Here is a 17,064-nt window from a genome sequence, read left to right as displayed (position 1 = left end):
GGCTGGTTCGATGTCGAGAACGTGGTTCGACCCAGCGAGAGCGCGGCGACGCCGGGGACCGATCGGCCGGGAGGCGCGGCTCAGCTCCCCGGGGTCGGCTCGCCTTCGCCAGCGGCCTCCTTCGCACGGCGGAGGCGCGCCCCCTCGCTCGCAGGCTCGCTCGGCGCTGGGGTCGCAGCGTCGCTGGCGCGCCGCTCTGAGCTCCACCGCGCCCAGTACTCGATCTCGCGTTCGAGCGCGGCGAGCTCCTGCTCGGTGCCGTTCACGCGCCGGTCCCCGTGGGCGGCACGGGTGTGACCGATGCTGGCGTAGCGGTCCTCGTGGCGGTTCGGCTCGATGTACCGACCGTGGTTCCGGTCGTTCGCGCTCCAGTCGTGTCCGACGGCGAACCACACGATGCTGCCGACCAGGGGCAGGAAGATGCAGATCAGGATCCACGCGAACTTCGGGAGCCCACGGACCTGGTCCTCACCCCGGGTGATGATGTCGATCAGGGCGAAGACGAGCAGCACGATCCCCGCGCCGTACAGCAGAACGCTCATGTCCCGGAGTCTATGAACGCGCCGAGTGCCGGGCCATGCCCTGAACGGGTGGCGGGGTCACGATCGGGCGTCGGTCTCCTGCGCGGTTCCACAGGTGTCCACCGGGCGAGCGTGCTCAGCGGGTCACAGGGCGGCGACCCACTCGTCGGTGCCGTCGGTGAACTCCTGGCGCTTCCAGATCGGCGTCCGCTCCTTGACCAGGTCGATCAGCGCGGCGCAGGCGGCGAAGGCCTCCGCCCGGTGCGGCGACGACACGGCTGCGGCGAGCGCCACGTCCCCGATCCCGAGCGCGCCGACCCGGTGCAGCACGGCGATCCGGACCTCGGGGTGGTCGGCCGCGATCGACCGGGCGACCTCGGCGATGACGTCACCGGCGCTCGGGTGCCGTTCGTAGTCGAGCGCGGTGACGCCCTTGCCCTCGTCGTGGTCGCGCACGACCCCGGCGAAGGTGACGACGGCGCCGTCGCGGTCGGTGGTGACGGCCGCGGAGACCTCGTCGACGGTGACCACCCGGTCCACGACGTCGGCGACGACGACCCGCCCGTCGGTCCCCTGCTCCCCGCTCACGAGGCGCTCCTGGGGGCGTGTCCCGCGCCGTGCAGCTGCGCGAGCACGTGGTCGAGCACCCCGTCGAGCACCGCGAGGCCGTCAGCGACACCGCCGCGCGACCCCGGCAGGGTCACCACGACCGCCCGGCCGCCGGCGATGCCCGCGACTCCGCGGGTCAGCAGGGCGGCCGGACCAGCGCCGGCGAGTCCGCGACGACGGATCTCCTCGACGATGCCGGGCAGTTCGAGGTCGATCAGGGGGGCGACCGCCTCGGGCGTGCGGTCGGTCGGTGTGACGCCGGTGCCGCCCGTGGTGACGACGACCTTCGCATCCGCGAGCAGCTCGGCGGAGACGGTGTCGGCGATGGGGCCGCTGTCGGGCACGATCGTCGGCTCGGCGACGGTGAACCCGCGCTCGCGCAGCCACGCCGCGATAACCGGCCCGGTGCTGTCGAGCGCCGCGTCGGTCGATGCCTGCGTGGAGACGACCACCACACCGGCTCGACCCCTGGTGGGTCCGGACGTCATCGGTTGCTCCAGTCCCCCGAGCGCCCGCCGTGCTTCTCGAGCACGCGGACGTCGGTGATCACGGCCGTCCGGTCGACGGCCTTCACCATGTCGTACACGGTCAGGGCCGCGACGCTCGCACCGGTCAGCGCTTCCATCTCGACACCCGTGCGCGAGGTCGTCCGGACCGAGACCTCGACCCGGACCCGGTCGCCGTCACCGGTGATGTCGACCTCGACGCCGGCGATCGGCAGCGGGTGGCAGAGCGGCACCAGGTCCGAGGTCTTCTTGACCGCCATGATCGCCGCGATGCGGGCGGTGCCGATCACCTCGCCCTTGGGCAACGACCCGTCGAGGATCCGCTCCACGACGTCGGCGCGGGTCACCAGCGTCGCGGTGGCCGTGGCGGACCGGGCGGTGACGTCCTTGTCGGACACGTCGACCATGTGGGCGGTGCCGTCCGAGCGGACGTGCGAGAGCTCGGCGTCGCGCACGCCGTTCGGGTGGTCGTCGGTCATCGGAGGCTCCAGACGGTCAGCGGGTCCCCCGGTTCGACGGTGTCGGTGCCGAGGGGGACGTGGACGAGGTGGGTGGCGGCGGCGAGGTGCCCGAGCAGGTGCGAGCTCGGTCCGCCCACGAAGTGCACGCGTCCGTCGGCGACCCGTCCGCGGCGGACCTGGTGCTTGCCGACCGGTGAGTCTGCCGACTCTGCGGCCGGCAGCTCGGCGGCCGGGCGGTCCGGCGCGCCGACCGCGGCGGCGAGCACCGGGCGCAGGAACACCTCGAACGACACGAGTGCGGACACGGGGTTGCCGGGGAACGCCACGACCGGCACCCGTCGCCCGGCGAGCTCGACGCGTCCGAGAGCCTGGGGTCCGCCGGGCTGCATCGCGACCGGGGTGACGACGAGGCCACGCGGCTCGAGCACCTGGCGCACGACCTCGTACGCTCCGGCGCTGATCCCACCGGTGGTCAGGACGACGTCGGCCCACTCGCCGACGGCCGTCTCGAGCCCCGGCAGGAACGCCTCTGCCGCATCGCTGAGCCGCACACCGCGGGCCACGGCTCCGACCTCGGCCAGGGCCGCACGCAGCGCCACACCGTTCGCGTCGCGGATGACCGCGCCCGCTCCGTCCAGGCCGTCCCTCCGAGCGCCGATGTCGTCCCGAGCGCCACCGTCGTCCCGAGCGCCACCGTCGGCGAGCTCGCTGCCCGTCGACACGACGAGCACCCGGACCGGACGCACCACGGAGACCTCGCCGACACCCGCGGACGCCAGGGCTCCGAGGAGCGCGGGGGTCACTGGATCACCGGCGCGGGCGAGCTCCGCGCCGCGGGCAACGTCGCTGCCGACCCGGCGGACGAACGTGCCGGCGGTCGTGCCGTCCGGGACGGCGAGCGCACCGAGCTCGAGGGCTGCGGGGAAGGCGCCCGGCGGGGTCGCCTCGACCGGCACGACGGCGTCGGCGCCGTCGGGGATCCGCGCCCCGGTCATGATCGGCGCAGCGGTGCCCGGCTCGAGGGGCACCGGCACGGCACCGGCCGGGATCGGGTCGACCACGCGGACGACGGCACCGGCCTCCGTCGACCGCACGGCGAACCCGTCCATCTGGCTGTTGTCGAACACCGGCAGCGGCACCGGGGCCGTCACCCCGCGGGCGAGCACGCGGTACCCGCGGCCCGCGCCGGCACCGTCCGCCAGGGCATCGAGTACGACGGTCTCCGCACCCCGCTCGGCGAGCACGGGCGCGAGGAGCGCGGCGACCTCGTCGCGGTGCTGACCGATCGTGCGCACGTGTGCCTCCGAACATCGTGGGGTCGCCCCGTTCCCGGTCGGAGCCGGAGGGGCGTCAGTAGCGTATCCAGGGCGCACCACGCGCCGAGGACATCCGGAGGACCTGTGGAGGACCACGTGACCACGACCGCACCTGTGGACGGAACGACGGCTCGCATCGGGGTGATCGGGGGCTCCGGCCTCTACCGCCTGTTCGAGGAGGGCACCGCCGACGAGATCACCGTGGACACGCCCTACGGGCAGACCTCGAGCCCGATCACGGTCGGCACGATGGCCGGCAAGCGGGTCGCGTTCCTCACACGCCACGGCCGCGAGCACTCGGTCGCGCCGCACCTGATCAACCACCGCGCCAACGTGTGGGCGCTCCGGTCCCTCGGCGTCCGGGCGATCGTGTCCTCGAGCGCGGTCGGCGGCCTGCACCCGGACTACGCACCCGGCACGTTCGTCGTCACCGACCAGCTCATCGACCGCACCTGGGGCCGGAAGGACACGTTCTTCGAGGACCAGGTGCAGCACCTGTCCTTCGCCGACCCGTTCGACCCGGTGCTCCGCCGCGCCGCGATCGACGCCGTCGCCGCACTCGAGGTCCCGTTCAAGCCGACCGGCACGTGCGTCGTCATCCAGGGTCCGCGCTTCTCGACCCGCGCGGAGTCCATCTGGATGCGCGAGGCCGGCGGCCACACGATCAACATGACGATGACGCCCGAGGTGCCGCTCGCGGCCGAGCTCGGCATCGGCACGGTCAACCTGTCCTTCGTCACCGACGCCGATGCCGGCCTGGCACCCGCAGCGGACGAGACGGCGACCGACGGCACCGCGGCGGACGGAGACGCCCCCGTCACCCACGGCGCCGTCATGGAGCGCCTGGCCCGCGCGAACGAGGTCATCGTCCGCGCGATCGGCGACGTGGTCGCCGCACTGCCCGACGACTACACCCCGCGCGAACTCGTCCCCGCCGCCGCCAGCGCGAGCATCCTCGGGGCGACCGCGTGAGCCGCCTGCTCGTCACCGGCGGCGCGGGCTTCATCGGCTCGGCGATCGTCCGCCGCGCCCTCGCCGAGGGCCACGAGGTCCGTATCCTCGACTCGCTGCGCGACGACGTGCACGGCGACCCGGCCGAGGTCCTCCGCGCCCACGAGCAGCAGGGCCTGTCCTTCGTGCACGGCGACGTCCGCGACCGCGTCGCACTCGAGGCAGCGCTCGACGGCATCGACGTCGTCTGCCACCAGGCGGCGAAGGTCGGCCTCGGGGTCGACTTCCAGGACGCCCCCGACTACGTGTCGTCGAACGACGCCGGCACCGCGCACGTGCTCGCGGGCATGGACCGGCACGGCATCGGCCGCCTGGTCGTCGCGAGCTCGATGGTCGTCTACGGCGAGGGCGCGTACGAGACCGCCGACGGCGAGCCGATGCGACCGCCGGCCCGACGACGCGAGGACCTGGACGCCGGCCGCTTCGACCCGATCGGCCCCGACGGTCGCCCCCTCGTGCCCGGGCTGATCGACGAGTCGGCGGCCCTCGACCCCCGCAACGTGTACGCGCAGACGAAGGTCGCGCAGGAGCACCTCGCCTCGTCGTGGGCCCGCGCAACCGGCGGCACCGCGATCGCTCTGCGCTACCACAACGTCTACGGGCCCGGGATGCCGTCCAACACCCCCTACGCCGGGGTCGCGTCGCTGTTCCGCTCGGCCCTGGCCCGCGGCGAGGCTCCCCGCGTGTTCGAGGACGGCCGACAGCGTCGCGACTTCGTGCACGTCGACGACGTCGCCGGCGCCAACGCCGCGTCCATCGCCGCGACGGCCGAGCTGCCCGCCGAGACCTTCCGGGCGTACAACGTCGGCTCCGGTGTCGTGCACACGATCGGCGACATGGCCGCGGCCATCGCCGGCCCCGACGGGCCCCAGCCGGTCGTCACCGGCGAGTACCGGCTGGGCGACGTCCGGCACGTCACGGCGTCGTCCGAGCGCATCCGGTCGGAGCTGGGCTGGCAGGCGCAGGTCGACTTCGAGCAGGGCATGCGCGACTTCGCGACCGCGCCCCTGCGCGCCGCCGTGCAGCGCTGACGCGACGCACGGCGGACGTCGCCACCTGAGACTCGTCTCAGCGGACACGGCTCGCGCCCGACAGCGCGAGCCGTGTCCGTCCAGGCGAGACTCGTCCGCCCGCCCGGCGGGCACCCGCTCGGACGGCGAGCAGCCGCCGGCGTGGCGAGCACCCGCCCGGACGGCGAGCAGCCGCCGGCGTGGCGAGCACCGGCCCGGACGGCGAGCACCCGCCAGCACGGCGAGCGGACACGGACCGCGCACCACGCGCCGGGACCCGACCACCCACGCGCGCGGGCGGCCCGCCGACGGCACCCGCGCCTCCCGGCCGTCCCCCGTTCACGGGTCAGGCCGTCCGTTCGCCGCGCTCGACACGCTCGGGGGACAGGAATCCTGTACCCCGGGACGTGTCATCGTGTTACGTCGTGAGCATGGACCGAACCCCACCCGCCGGCGACCAGCCCGACGAGGACGCGACGCGCGCGACCGGAGACCGGCCCAGTCGCCAGGGCGGCCCGCACCGAATGGACCACATGACCGTCGACGTGATCCTGCCCTGCCTCGACGAGGCGGACGCGCTGCCGCGCGTCATCGGCCGCCTGCCCGAGGGGTACCGCGCCATCGTCGTCGACAACGGCTCGACCGACGGTTCCGCCGACGTCGCCCGCGCCCACGGCGCGACCGTCGTGACCGAACCGGTCAAGGGCTTCGGGTCGGCATGCGCCGCCGGTGTCGCCGCCGCGACCGCCGAGTACGTCGCGTTCTGCGACGCCGACGCCTCGATGGACCCTGCCGAGCTGCCCGACCTCGTCGCCCGCGTGGCCGACGGTCGGACCGACCTCGCCCTCGGACGCCGCGTCCCCACCACGCGCGGCGCCTGGGCACCGCACGCCCGCTTCGCCAACCGTGTGCTCGCCGTCCTGATGCGCCGCGCCACCGGCTACCGACTCCGCGACCTCGGCCCGATGCGCGTCATGCGCCGCGTCGACCTCGTCGCCCTCGACCTGCAGGACCGCCGCAGCGGCTACCCGCTCGAGATGGTCCTGGCCGCGCACGCGGCCGGCTGGCGGGTCGACGAGTCCGACATCGGCTACGCCCAGCGCGTCGGCGACAGCAAGGTCACCGGCACGCTCCGCGGCACGGTCAACGCCGTCCGCGACATGTCCCGCCTGCTGCGCGAGTACGGACGGGAGGCACGACCCCGCGTCGTCGCGCCCGGTCCGGCCCGCGACGTGGCCGGGTCCACCACGGAAGGAGCACGCTCATGACGGACGTCACGGTGGTCGTCGTCGCCAAGGAGTGCCTGCCCGGCAAGGTCAAGACCCGGCTCACGCCGGCTCTGACACCGGAGGGCGCGGCCCGCGTCGCCTCGGCGGCGCTGGCCGACACGATCGAGACGGTGCGCGCCCTGCCCGCCTCGCGTCGCGTGCTGCTCTACGACGGCGTCGTGCTGCCCGAGGGCACCGACGACTTCGAGGTCCTGCACCAGGTCGGCGGCGGCCTCGACGAGCGGCTCGGGGCGATGTTCGACGCGATGACCGGACCGACGCTGCTCGTCGGCATGGACACCCCGCAGGCCACGCCGGAGCACCTCGTGCCCGTGTTCGAGGACCCGGAGCGCGACGCGTGGTTCGGCCCCGCGGACGACGGCGGCTTCTGGTCGCTGTACCTCCGCGAGCCCGACGGGGCCCTGCTCCGCGGCGTCCCGATGTCCCAGGACGACACCGGCGCCGTGCAGCTCGCCCGCCTGACGGACGCCGGCCTCTCGGTCGGCACGCTCCCGGCGCTGCTCGACGTCGACACGGTCGCGGACGCCGAGCAGGTCGCCGCACTCGCCCCGACCTCGCGGTTCGCCACGGCCTTCGCCGCCGAGCGCGACACGACCCTGACCACGACGACCGGAGGTGCCCGATGACGATGCACGACACCGTCACGTTCGGTGCCGGCGGCGGCGAGCCGTACGCCCGCGCCCTGCAGACCGACGGCCACCTGCGCCTGACCGACCCGGACCGTCCCGACGTCGAGGTCACGATGGACGTCGGCCGCTGGAGCGCCGCCGCCGACCGCGTCGACCGGTCGCTGCTCGAGGGCGCCGACGGCCCCGTCATCGACATCGGGTGCGGTCCCGGCCGCATGCTCGTCGCCGCCCGGGCGCTGGGCATCCCCTCGCTCGGCGTGGACGTCTCCGCCGAGGCCGTCGCCATCGCCCGACGCTCCGGCGGCACCGCGGTGCAGGGGTCGGTGTTCGACACCATCCCCGACGAGGGCCGCTGGGACACCGCACTCGTGATCGACGGCAACATCGGCATCGGCGGCGATCCCGTCGCCCTCCTGGCCCGCTGCGGCGAGATCGTCCGCGACGGCGGCCGCGTGGTCGTCGAGACCCACGTCGACCGCACCGCCGACCGGGCGTTCACCGCGCACGTGGTCGACGTGGACGGCAACCGGAGCGAGGGCTTCCCGTGGGCCGAGGTCGGCGTCGACGCACTGCTCCGGCACGCGACCGCAGCCGGGCTGCAGGCGCGGCAGAGCTGGACCACCGACGGACGGACGTTCTGCGAGCTCGTGGCATGATCCGCCTCATTGTCTTGCACAGTGCAAGACAACGAGGTACCGTCGTTCGTACAGCCGACGGCGCCCTGGTCGTCGGTCCGGCGACTCCGGGACCTCGGCACGACGACGAGGAGCACCCGTGCAGAACCGACAGAACCCCCTCCGCGGCGCCTACGTCTCCGGTCTCGAGCAGCGCGACGAGCTCGGCGCATACGCGGTCGAGGCCGCCTGGCGCCCGGTCGGCAGCTACACCGGTACCGGTGCGGGCCGTGCGCTCGGCCGGTTCGTGGACGTGCAGTTCCGCCGCCCCGGCACCGAGACGTCCTCGACGCGGACCGTGACCGGCTCGCTGCGGACGGCGACCGGGTCGTTCCGGACCGCCTGAGCCGCCGCTCGCGACACACGCCGGGCGCAGCTGCGCGGCGCCCGGCGGCGCGACCGCGCGACACACGCCGGCGCGCGGAGGGTGCTGGTGCCAGGATGGGCGCATGAACGACCGCGCCGGCACCCCCGCGACCGCAGACGACCTCGTCGACCTCGACGCCCTCCTGGCGGCCTACCACGAGCGTGTCCCCGACGTGTCGATCCCCGAGCAGAAGGTGGTCTTCGGCACCTCCGGCCACCGCGGATCGTCGCTCGACACCGCGTTCAACGACACCCACATCGCCGCAATCACGCAGGCGATCGTCGAGTACCGCGCCGAGCAGGGCACCACCGGGCCGCTCTTCATCGGCCGTGACACCCACGCGCTCTCCGCCCCCGCAGAGCAGACGGCACTGCAGGTCCTCGCGGCGAACGGCGTCCGCGTGCTCGCCGATGCCGAGGACGGCTTCGTGCCGACGCCGGCGCTGAGCCACGCCATCATCACGTACAACCGCGCGGAGCACGGCGACACCGCCGACGGCATCGTGATCACCCCGAGCCACAACCCCCCGCGCGACGGCGGCTTCAAGTACAACCCCCCGCACGGCGGCCCGGCCGACAGCGACGCGACGTCCTGGATCGCCGACCGCGCGAACGCGATCATCGCCGGCGGCAACGTCGACGTCCGCCGCCAGGACGAGACCGCGGCCGAGGGGTACGACTACCTCGGCACGTACGTCGCCGACCTCGAACACATCATCGACATCGACGCGATCAAGCGCGCGGGCGTGAAGATCGGCGCCGACCCGCTGGGTGGTGCGTCGCTGCCGTACTGGGAGCGCATCCGCGACCACTACGGCCTCGACCTCACCGTGGTGAACCCCGAGGTCGACCCGACGTGGGCGTTCATGACCCTCGACTGGGACGGCAAGATCCGCATGGACCCGTCGAGCCCGTCCGCCATGGCCTCGGTACTGGCCCACAAGGACGACTTCGACGTCCTGACCGGCAACGACGCCGACTCGGACCGCCACGGCATCGTCACGCCCGACGGCGGCCTGATGAACCCGAACCACTACCTCGCGGTCGCGATCGAGTACCTGTACGCGCACCGCCCCGAGTGGCGCGACGACGCCGCGATCGGCAAGACCCTCGTGTCGTCGAGCATCATCGACCGCGTCGCGGAGTCGCTCGGCCGCCGCCTGTGGGAGGTCCCGGTCGGCTTCAAGTGGTTCGTCCCGGGCCTGATCGACGGCTCCGTGGCGTTCGGCGGCGAGGAGTCCGCCGGCGCCTCGTTCCTCCGCAAGGACGGCACGGCGTGGACGACCGACAAGGACGGCATCATCCTGGCGCTCCTGGCGTCGGAGATCACCGCCGTGACCGGCAAGAGCCCGTCGCAGCTCTACACCGAGCTCACGGAGCGCTTCGGTGCGCCGGTCTACCAGCGCGTCGACGCCGCTGCGAGCAAGGAGCAGAAGGCCCGGCTGTCGAAGCTCGACGGCGACGCGATCACCGCCGACACCCTGGCCGGCGACCCCATCACCGCCAAGCTCGCGAAGGCGCCGGGCAACGACGCGGCCGTCGGCGGCGTCAAGGTCGTCACCGACAGGGCCTGGTTCGCCGCACGCCCCTCGGGCACCGAGGACGTCTACAAGATCTACGCGGAGAGCTTCGTGGGGCAGGAGCACCTGGAGCAGGTGCAGCGCGAGGCGAAGGAGATCGTGGACGCCGCGCTCGGCGCGTAGTCTCCGACGACCGACCAGGGGCGTCACCGGATCCGTCCGGTGACGCCCTCGTCGTCCCGCCACGGCATCCCGCTCACGCGGTCTCTCCTGCACATCCGCCTGAGCACCCTGCCGATGTCCACAGGAACGAGGCGGATGGGAACAATCCGTTTGCGCTGGTTGTATTTTTGCAGTGCGCGCAACAACGCTCCCCCGCGCCCGGGTGCGAGCGACGCGCGAGCACCAGTACGCACGGGAGACCTGATGACCCAGACGGCGACCGCACCCGCGGCCCCCACCACGTCCTCGAACGCGGTGATGAACCACCGGCAGATCCTGCTCGTCATCTACGGGCTGATGGCCGGCATGTTCCTCGGCGCACTCGACCAGACCATCGTCGGCACCGCCATCCGCACGATCGGCGACGACCTGCACGGACTCGACCAGCAGGCGTGGGTGACCACGGCCTACCTGATCGCGTCCACGATCACGACGCCGATCTACGGCAAGCTCTCCGACATCTTCGGCCGACGCCCGCTGTTCCTCACGGCGATCGGCATCTTCATCCTCGGGTCGCTCGCCGCGTCGTTCTCGACCTCGATGCTCATGCTCGCCGGGTTCCGCGCCCTGCAGGGCCTCGGCGCCGGCGGTCTGATGTCGCTGCCCCTGGCGATCATGGGCGACATGCTCGCTCCGCGCGAGCGCGCCAAGTACCAGGGCTACTTCCTGGCCGTGTTCGGCATCTCCTCGGTCATCGGCCCGCTCGTCGGCGGTCTGTTCGCCGGCGCGTCCCAGATCCTGTTCGTCAGCGGGTGGCGCTGGGTCTTCCTGGTCAACGTGCCCGTCGGCATCGTCGCGCTGATCATGGTGACGACGTTCCTGCACCTGCCGAAGTTCGGCGACCGCGGCACGCCCCGCATCGACTGGTGGGGCGCCGCGCTGGTCATCGTGACCCTCGTGCCGCTGCTCCTCATCGCCGAGCAGGGCCGCGACTGGGGCTGGGACTCCCCCGGCGCGATCGCCTGCTACGCGATCGGTGCGCTGGGGCTGATCGCCTTCGTGATCGTCGAGCGCTCGATGGGCGACGACGCGATCCTCCCGCTCAAGCTCTTCGGCTCGCGGGTCTTCTCGATGGCCGCGGTGCTGTCCGTGCTCGTCGGCTTCGGCATGTTCGGCGCGATGCTGACGATCCCGCTCTACCTGCAGATCGTCAAGGGCGTCACGCCGACCGAGTCCGGCTTCGCGATGCTGCCCATGGTGCTCGGCCTGATGATCTCCTCGATCGCGTCCGGCCAGATCATCTCGCGCACCGGCCGCTACGGCGTCTTCCCGGTCACCGGCACGGCGTTCACCGCGATCGGCTTCACGCTGCTGACCTTCCTCACCGCGGACAGCCCCCTCTGGTTCCTCATGCTCGGCATGTTCGGCATCGGACTCGGCCTCGGCCAGCTCATGCAGACGCTGACCCTCGCGGCGCAGAACTCGGTATCGCCGCGGGACATCGGCGTGGCCACGAGCGCGGCGACGTTCTTCCGCCAGATCGGCGGCACCATGGGCACCGCGGTGCTCCTGTCGGTCCTGTTCACGCTCATGCCGACGAACATCACCGGCGCGATGCAGAACGAGACCACCCTGAAGTCGGCGCTGAACGCCGCGCTCACCCCCTCGGTCGCGAGCGCGTCCGAGAACAAGGGCGTGATGGACCAGATCTGGTCCAAGATCGTCGACCCGGTGCAGCAGAACGTGCAGCAGGGTCTCGACCAGGGTGCCGCCGCCGCGAAGCAGGCCGCAGACCAGGCCGTGACGCAGCAGGTCACTGCCCAGGTGCAGCAGCAGGTCGCCGCCGGTGCGATCCCCGCCTCGTCGGCCGACTCGGTCATCGCCGAGCAGGTCGCCGCGAACAAGTCGGCCGCCGAGCAGCAGGCGCTCGAGACCGCGGCGTCGAAGGCGAACGCCGAGGTCGTCGACGGCACGCTGCAGGTCGACTACAGCAACGCCGACCAGCGGAAGGCCGTGGTCGACGAGGTCGCCCCGAAGCTGATCGACCAGCTGAAGAGCGGCGACACGGCAGCGAGTTCGTCCGCCGGCTCGGCCACGAGCGACACGTCGTTCCTGAACGGCGCGGACCAGCGGCTCACCCGTCCGTTCCTGGTCGGGTTCAGCCAGTCGGCCGTCGTCGTCTACTTCGTCGGCCTCGGCGTGATCCTGCTCGCCTTCGTCCTGACCTGGTTCTTCCGGGTCCCGCCGCTCCGCAAGGTGTCGGCGCTGCAGGAGCAGGCGAACGCCGCGAAGGGCGACTCCGACCGCCTGACGGCGGACGCGCAGCAGGCGGCGGCGAACACCGGGTCGCTGGTCACCCCGGACACGGGCTCGATGCGGGCGGTTCCGACCTCGCCGGACGTCACGGTGCAGCAGCCGCAGGACCGGCCTGGAGGCTCCACCTCCTCCGCCGGTCAGCCCGCCTCCGACACGGGTGAGGCCGCCCGCGCCGGTCGCGACCCCGAGGACGGCGCGCGGGCGCCGCTCCCCGACGCGACCACCCACGGCGCGCACGCTGCGGCGGCCCCGGTGGACGAGCCTCCGGCGACGACGTCGACCATCCGGACGCACCCGGCGCACGCCGCGTCGGACGGGGCCGCGCAACCGGACACGACGGCCGCGCACCACGGGCGGCACTCCGCGGAGTAGTCCGCCGGAGCCGCTGTGAGGCGACATCGCCGACGTCGTACGACGTCGACGATGTCGCCTCCGTCGTCCTCGGCCGGACGAACCGGTCGATGTCGCCTCCGCTCAGCCCTTCCGGTCCGGCACCGACTCGACGACCGCGTGCGGCAACCGCCGCCGCATCACGTCGACCGCCACCGGGTTGTCGTCCACGAGCACGAACCGGCGGCCCAGGTCACGGGCCACCGCACCGAGCGTGCCGCTCCCCGCGAAGAAGTCGAGCACCCAGTCACCCTCGCGCGAGGACGCCTGCACCATGCGGCGCAGCACCCCCTCGGGCTTCTGGGTCGGGTAGCCGGTCTTCTCGCTGCCGGTCGGCGACACGATCGTGTGCCACCACACGTCGGTCGGCAGCTTCCCGCGCTCCCGCTTCTCCGGCGTGACGAGCCCCGGCGCCATGTACGGCTCGCGGTCCACCGTCTCGGAGTCGAACCAGTACCGCTCCGGGTCCTTCACGTAGACGAGGATCGTGTCGTGCTTCGTGGGCCAGCGCGAGCGGGACTTCGCGCCGAAGTCGTACGCCCAGATGATCTCGTTGAGGAACGCGTCACGGCCGAAGAGCGCGTCGAGCAGCACCTTGGCGTAGTGCGCCTCGCGGTAGTCGAGGTGCAGGTACAGCGTCCCGTCGTCGGTGAGCAGGCGCCAGGCCTCGAGCAGCCGGGGCTCGAGGAAGGCCCAGTAGTCCTCGAAGCGGTCGTCGAAGCGCATCAGGTCGCCCCGGATCCGCTCGTAGGTCCGACCGCGGAAGCCCGTGATCGTCCCGGCGTCCCCGGCGGTCCGGCGTTCGGCGGTCACCGCGTGCCGGCGTTGCTTCCGGCCGGTGTTGAACGGCGGGTCGAGGTAGACGACGGTGAACGACGCGTCGGGCAACGTCGGCAGCACGTCGAGGTTGTCGCCCAGCACGACGAGGTCCGGGCTCCGGTCGTCGAGGCTGCGCACCGCCCCATCCTCCCGCAGCGCCCCGTGCTCCCGCGACGCGGCCTGCCGTCGGACCACGGCACTCAGGACGACTGCGTCGACCCGGTGTCCTCGGTCGCCCGGCAGGTGACGCCGTCCGCGACGACGTCCGATGCGTCCCGGGTGCCGCCGACGAACACGTCGGTCGCCTTCCCGGCCCGCAGGGCGGTGACCACCGCGAGGTCGTGCGGCGCGTGCACGGTCCCGATCGCCGCGGCGACCCGGAACTGCACGGCCGCAGCGGCGCAGTCCGCCGGTGCGGTCACGGCGAAGGCGACGCAGTGCGCGTCGTCACACCCCTCCGGCGCGTCGGCGTCGACGTGGTCCTCGGCCCGCTGCGTCGCGGACACGCGGTCGCTGTCCGCCCCGCCGTCGGTGACGCAGGACACGTCCCCGACGTCGGAGACCGCTTCGTCGTAGTTCTCGACCAGCACGAGCGGCACGTCCGCCGTGAGCGTGACCGTCCGCTCCTCGACCCGGCTCGGCTGCTCGTCGTCCTCGCCCGCGAAGAACCCGACCGTGACGACCGCGGTGCAGCTCTCGTCGGTGTCGATCTCGTACGCATCGCAGTTCGCGTCCCCCGGCGTCGCGGCACAGGTGCCCTCCCACTCGTCATCGCCGGCCAGCCACGTCACGTTCGTGTGGCCGTCGTCCGAGGACCACTCGGGCACCTGGGCGTCGTCGGGCCCGCCGAACCCCGGGTCCGCGGAACCGAAGGCCGCGGCGGCGACGTCCTGCACCGCGGGGACGAGGGGCAGGAGCGACATCGAGGTTCCCGCCACGAGCAGCACCGCCGCGACCCCGGCGGTGACGGACAGCAGCACACGCTGCGCCCGGCGCACGACCCGGGAGGGCGGGCCCTCGACGAAGGGTCGGGCGGACGGCACGGACCACGCCTCGGCCGACCATGCGGCGAGGGCTGCCGCCTGGTTCGTGTCCGAGTGCGCCGCGGCCGCGGGAGCAGGCAGGCCGGATGCGCGACGGGCGGCGGACCGGTCGCGGACCCGGCCGGCCGCTGCCACGACCGCGTCGTCGTGCCGGGAGACGCCGACCACCCAGAACGCGACCCCCGCGATGAGGGGTGCCAGCGCCAGGACGGCCGGTCCGTCGGCGGCCCAGAGGACGCCGAGGACGAGGAAGGAGGCGAGCGTCACGGCGGCGCCGACCACCATCGCCACGGTCGCGCCACGGGCTGCCGAACGACGCAGCTCGCGCGTCGGCACCCAGAACACCCATCCAGCGGGTGCCGGCGGCAGTCCGTCAGCCGGTGTCCACCCGGCAGCGGGCTCGGCACCCTCGTACAGGTCCGTCCACGCGGCGGACGGCGTCGGCCATCCCGGCGGGGTGCGGAAGCGGAGCGAGGACGTGGAGTCGGGCACGGAGAGAGCGTAGTGCGCGCCGACCGCGCCGGACGGCCCCACGTTCGGGGCAGGCGCGGGCGCCGGTCAGGGCTGCGGCGTAGCGTCCTCCGCATGGCATCACCCGAGGTCCGCAACGACACCGACGCACAGCAGTACTCCCTGGTCGAGGACGGCGAGGTCATCGGCTTCGCGGCGTACGAGGTCGACGGCGACGAGATCCGTTTCACCCACACCGAGGTCGACCCCGCCCACCGCGGTGGCGGCCACGCCTCGATCCTCGTCCAGCACGCGCTCGACGACGTCCGCGAGGGGTCCCTGCGGGTCGTCCCGATCTGCTCCTACGTCAAGGCCTGGATCGAGCGGCACCCGGACTACCAGGAGCTCACCACCCGCTAGCGTCGCGGATGCGCGGGGCTCAGTAGGTCCGGTCGAGCGTGCCGGGTCGCGCCTCGTGCCGGCCGGCGTGCCCGACCGACGGCACCCTGATGAGCACGTTCCCGCTGAGCAGGTCGTGGTCGTCGTCGCTGGGCGTCGGGGCCTCCTTCGGGAGGCGCGACTGCCGCTCGTACTCGGCCTGCGTCTCGTGACGGGTCGGGGCGAACACCTCGTCCATCATCGCGCCGACACCGCCGGATCCGCCGCTGCGTGTGGCCTTGTTCGACAGGTCGATCCACCCCACGCGATCGGCGACCCACATCACGACGGCCGCCGCGGCCACCGCCCCCAGGAGGATCAACCAGTTCACGGTCCCGACGCTACGTCAGTCGACCGGCCAGGACCTCCGCCGCGCGGATGATCCTGTCGATCCGAGGCACGATCAGGGGACCCGCTCGAGCCACTCCCGCGTCGCGAACTTCGTCTCGACGAGCTCCCGGGCCCGAGCGCGCTCGCGCTCGGTCACGTGCCCCTCGTGTGCCCCGTAGAGCTTCGTGAACGTGCCGATCAACCGGTCGATGATCTCGGCGCGGGTGAGGCCGGTCTGCGAGCGCAGCGGGTCGACGCGCTTCGCGGCCGAGGTCGTCCCCTTGTCGCTCATCTTCTCGCGCCCGATCCGCAGGACCTCGACCATCTTCTGGCCGTCCATGTCGTAGCTCATCGTGGCGTGGTGGAGCAGCGCCCCGGTACCGAGTCGCTTCTGCGCGGCGCCGCCGATCTTGCCCTTCGTCGACGAGATGTCATTGAGGGGCTGGTAGTAGGCCTCGATGCCGAGGGACTTCAGCGCCTCGATCACCCACTCGTCCAGGTACGCGTACGAGTCCGCGAAGGTCATGCCCTGCACGAGGTCGGTCGGCACGTACAGCGAGTACGAGATGATCGCGCCGGCGTCCATGAACATCGCGCCGCCGCCGGAGATGCGGCGGACGACCTCGACGCCGTACTTCGCGGCTCCGGCCGGGTCGACCTCGTTCTTCAGCGACTGGAACGACCCGATCACGACGGCGGGCTGATCCCACTCCCAGATGCGCAGGGTCGGACCGCGGCGGCCGGCCCCGACCTCCTCGGTCAGGACCTGGTCGAGCGCGAGGTGCTCGTTCGGGCTGATCGGCCCCTCGTGCACGATCTCCCAGTCGTACTCCTGCCACGTCGACGCCCGCGAGAGCGCGCGACGGACCGCGACGCCGACCGACTCAGGGGTGAACCCGAGCAGCACCGCACCCTCGGGCAGCGCGGCGCGGACCGCGGCGGCGATGCCGGCCGCGTCGATCGTCGCGGGCAGGCCGTTCACGGCCTCGTCGATCAGCGGCAACGCGTCGTCCGGTTCGAGGAAGAAGTCACCCGCCAGCCGGAACTCCTGGATGCTGCCGTCGACGACCTCGAGGTCGACGACGACCAGCTTGCCTCCGGGGACCTTGTACTCACCGTGCACGGGACGAGCCTACGCCCGCCACCTGTCGGCCTGGAGGCTCGTGGCGGCCCCGCCCCGCGCCTCCAGGCCGCACCATCGTTG

18 protein-coding genes are annotated in these 17,064 nt (G+C 72.9%); 9 read left to right on the top strand and 9 right to left on the bottom strand.

Annotated features, from left to right (window positions below; genetic code table 11):
- Positions 1-80 precede the first annotated feature (80 nt).
- The 5 genes from C1N91_RS03035 to C1N91_RS03015 form a co-directional block, all read right to left on the bottom strand.
- Positions 81-542: a PLD nuclease N-terminal domain-containing protein gene (locus tag C1N91_RS03035; RefSeq protein WP_137766547.1), complete on the bottom strand. Its 462-nt coding sequence runs from the start codon at positions 540-542 to the stop codon at positions 81-83.
- Between the two features lie 123 nt (positions 543-665).
- The gene (locus C1N91_RS03030; protein ID WP_058728512.1) at positions 666-1,109 is read right to left on the bottom strand and encodes a molybdenum cofactor biosynthesis protein MoaE; all 444 of its coding nucleotides are present in this window, start codon (positions 1,107-1,109) and stop codon (positions 666-668) included.
- Positions 1,106-1,618 (bottom strand): MogA/MoaB family molybdenum cofactor biosynthesis protein, encoded by a 513-nt coding sequence (locus C1N91_RS03025; RefSeq protein ID WP_137766546.1) that lies wholly within the window; start codon positions 1,616-1,618, stop codon positions 1,106-1,108. The genes C1N91_RS03030 and C1N91_RS03025 overlap by 4 nt, the downstream gene beginning before the upstream one ends.
- The gene (gene moaC, locus C1N91_RS03020; RefSeq protein ID WP_137766545.1) at positions 1,615-2,115 is read right to left on the bottom strand and encodes a cyclic pyranopterin monophosphate synthase MoaC; all 501 of its coding nucleotides are present in this window, start codon (positions 2,113-2,115) and stop codon (positions 1,615-1,617) included. The genes C1N91_RS03025 and moaC overlap by 4 nt, the downstream gene beginning before the upstream one ends.
- On the bottom strand, positions 2,112-3,392 hold the full coding sequence (locus tag C1N91_RS03015; protein ID WP_137766544.1) for a molybdopterin molybdotransferase MoeA: 1,281 nt from the start codon (positions 3,390-3,392) through the stop codon (positions 2,112-2,114). The genes moaC and C1N91_RS03015 overlap by 4 nt, the downstream gene beginning before the upstream one ends.
- Positions 3,393-3,509: 117 nt before the next feature.
- Here C1N91_RS03015 and C1N91_RS03010 point away from each other — a divergent pair, with 117 nt between their 5' ends.
- The 8 genes from C1N91_RS03010 to C1N91_RS02975 all read left to right on the top strand — a co-directional run bounded on the left by C1N91_RS03010 (position 3,510) and on the right by C1N91_RS02975 (position 12,762).
- Entirely contained in the window at positions 3,510-4,385 is an 876-nt protein-coding gene (locus tag C1N91_RS03010; protein ID WP_254678318.1) for an MTAP family purine nucleoside phosphorylase, read from the top strand.
- Complete coding sequence (locus tag C1N91_RS03005; RefSeq protein ID WP_137766543.1) at positions 4,382-5,455, top strand: NAD-dependent epimerase/dehydratase family protein; 1,074 nt, start codon at positions 4,382-4,384, stop codon at positions 5,453-5,455. Before C1N91_RS03010 ends, C1N91_RS03005 begins: the two co-directional genes overlap by 4 nt.
- 503 nt (positions 5,456-5,958) lie before the next feature.
- Positions 5,959-6,702: a glycosyltransferase family 2 protein gene (locus tag C1N91_RS03000; RefSeq protein WP_137766542.1), complete on the top strand. Its 744-nt coding sequence runs from the start codon at positions 5,959-5,961 to the stop codon at positions 6,700-6,702.
- Entirely contained in the window at positions 6,699-7,349 is a 651-nt protein-coding gene (locus C1N91_RS02995) for a TIGR04282 family arsenosugar biosynthesis glycosyltransferase (protein ID WP_058748664.1), read from the top strand. Before C1N91_RS03000 ends, C1N91_RS02995 begins: the two co-directional genes overlap by 4 nt.
- Positions 7,346-8,008: a methyltransferase domain-containing protein gene (locus tag C1N91_RS02990; protein WP_058748665.1), complete on the top strand. Its 663-nt coding sequence runs from the start codon at positions 7,346-7,348 to the stop codon at positions 8,006-8,008. The genes C1N91_RS02995 and C1N91_RS02990 overlap by 4 nt, the downstream gene beginning before the upstream one ends.
- Positions 8,009-8,126: 118 nt before the next feature.
- Positions 8,127-8,372, top strand: a complete 246-nt coding sequence (locus tag C1N91_RS02985; RefSeq protein ID WP_137766541.1) for a hypothetical protein — start codon at positions 8,127-8,129, stop codon at positions 8,370-8,372.
- A 103-nt stretch (positions 8,373-8,475) separates the two neighbouring features.
- A complete protein-coding gene (gene pgm, locus C1N91_RS02980; protein ID WP_137766540.1) occupies positions 8,476-10,095 on the top strand; it encodes a phosphoglucomutase (alpha-D-glucose-1,6-bisphosphate-dependent) in 1,620 nt (539 codons plus the stop codon).
- 243 nt (positions 10,096-10,338) lie between these two features.
- Positions 10,339-12,762, top strand: coding sequence for an MDR family MFS transporter (locus C1N91_RS02975; RefSeq protein ID WP_137766539.1), 2,424 nt, complete (start codon positions 10,339-10,341; stop codon positions 12,760-12,762).
- 102 nt (positions 12,763-12,864) lie between these two features.
- Here C1N91_RS02975 and C1N91_RS02970 read toward each other — a convergent pair whose 3' ends face one another.
- On the bottom strand, positions 12,865-13,737 hold the full coding sequence (locus C1N91_RS02970; RefSeq protein ID WP_137766538.1) for a DNA-methyltransferase: 873 nt from the start codon (positions 13,735-13,737) through the stop codon (positions 12,865-12,867).
- 62 nt (positions 13,738-13,799) lie between these two features.
- Positions 13,800-15,134, bottom strand: a complete 1,335-nt coding sequence (locus tag C1N91_RS02965) for a hypothetical protein (RefSeq protein WP_137766537.1) — start codon at positions 15,132-15,134, stop codon at positions 13,800-13,802.
- Positions 15,135-15,227: 93 nt separating this feature from the next.
- Here C1N91_RS02965 and C1N91_RS02960 point away from each other — a divergent pair, with 93 nt between their 5' ends.
- On the top strand, positions 15,228-15,512 hold the full coding sequence (locus C1N91_RS02960) for a GNAT family N-acetyltransferase (RefSeq protein ID WP_137766536.1): 285 nt from the start codon (positions 15,228-15,230) through the stop codon (positions 15,510-15,512).
- Positions 15,513-15,531: 19 nt separating this feature from the next.
- Here the strand turns inward: C1N91_RS02960 and C1N91_RS02955 are convergent, their stop codons facing one another.
- Entirely contained in the window at positions 15,532-15,861 is a 330-nt protein-coding gene (locus C1N91_RS02955) for a hypothetical protein (protein ID WP_137766535.1), read from the bottom strand.
- A 72-nt stretch (positions 15,862-15,933) separates the two neighbouring features.
- A complete protein-coding gene (locus C1N91_RS02950) occupies positions 15,934-16,983 on the bottom strand; it encodes a lipoate--protein ligase family protein (RefSeq protein WP_137766534.1) in 1,050 nt (349 codons plus the stop codon).
- Positions 16,984-17,064: the final 81 nt, after the last annotated feature.

This window comes from Curtobacterium sp. SGAir0471 (assembly GCF_005490985.1).
GTDB lineage: Bacteria > Actinomycetota > Actinomycetes > Actinomycetales > Microbacteriaceae > Curtobacterium.
This window is presented reverse-complemented; position numbering and strand designations above follow the sequence as displayed.

Excerpts from the sequence above, each read along its gene's own strand:
- C1N91_RS02995 (WP_058748664.1), top strand. The coding sequence starts at position 6,699 with ATGACGGACGTCACGGTGGTCGTCGTCGCCAAGGAGTGCCTGCCCGGC.
- pgm (WP_137766540.1), top strand. The coding sequence starts at position 8,476 with ATGAACGACCGCGCCGGCACCCCCGCGACCGCAGACGACCTCGTCGAC.
- C1N91_RS03025 (WP_137766546.1), bottom strand. The coding sequence starts at position 1,618 with ATGACGTCCGGACCCACCAGGGGTCGAGCCGGTGTGGTGGTCGTCTCC.
- C1N91_RS02990 (WP_058748665.1), top strand. The coding sequence starts at position 7,346 with ATGACGATGCACGACACCGTCACGTTCGGTGCCGGCGGCGGCGAGCCG.
- C1N91_RS02975 (WP_137766539.1), top strand. The coding sequence starts at position 10,339 with ATGACCCAGACGGCGACCGCACCCGCGGCCCCCACCACGTCCTCGAAC.
- C1N91_RS02960 (WP_137766536.1), top strand. The coding sequence starts at position 15,228 with ATGGCATCACCCGAGGTCCGCAACGACACCGACGCACAGCAGTACTCC.
- C1N91_RS03000 (WP_137766542.1), top strand. The coding sequence starts at position 5,959 with ATGGACCACATGACCGTCGACGTGATCCTGCCCTGCCTCGACGAGGCG.
- C1N91_RS03035 (WP_137766547.1), bottom strand. The coding sequence starts at position 542 with ATGAGCGTTCTGCTGTACGGCGCGGGGATCGTGCTGCTCGTCTTCGCC.
- moaC (WP_137766545.1), bottom strand. The coding sequence starts at position 2,115 with ATGACCGACGACCACCCGAACGGCGTGCGCGACGCCGAGCTCTCGCAC.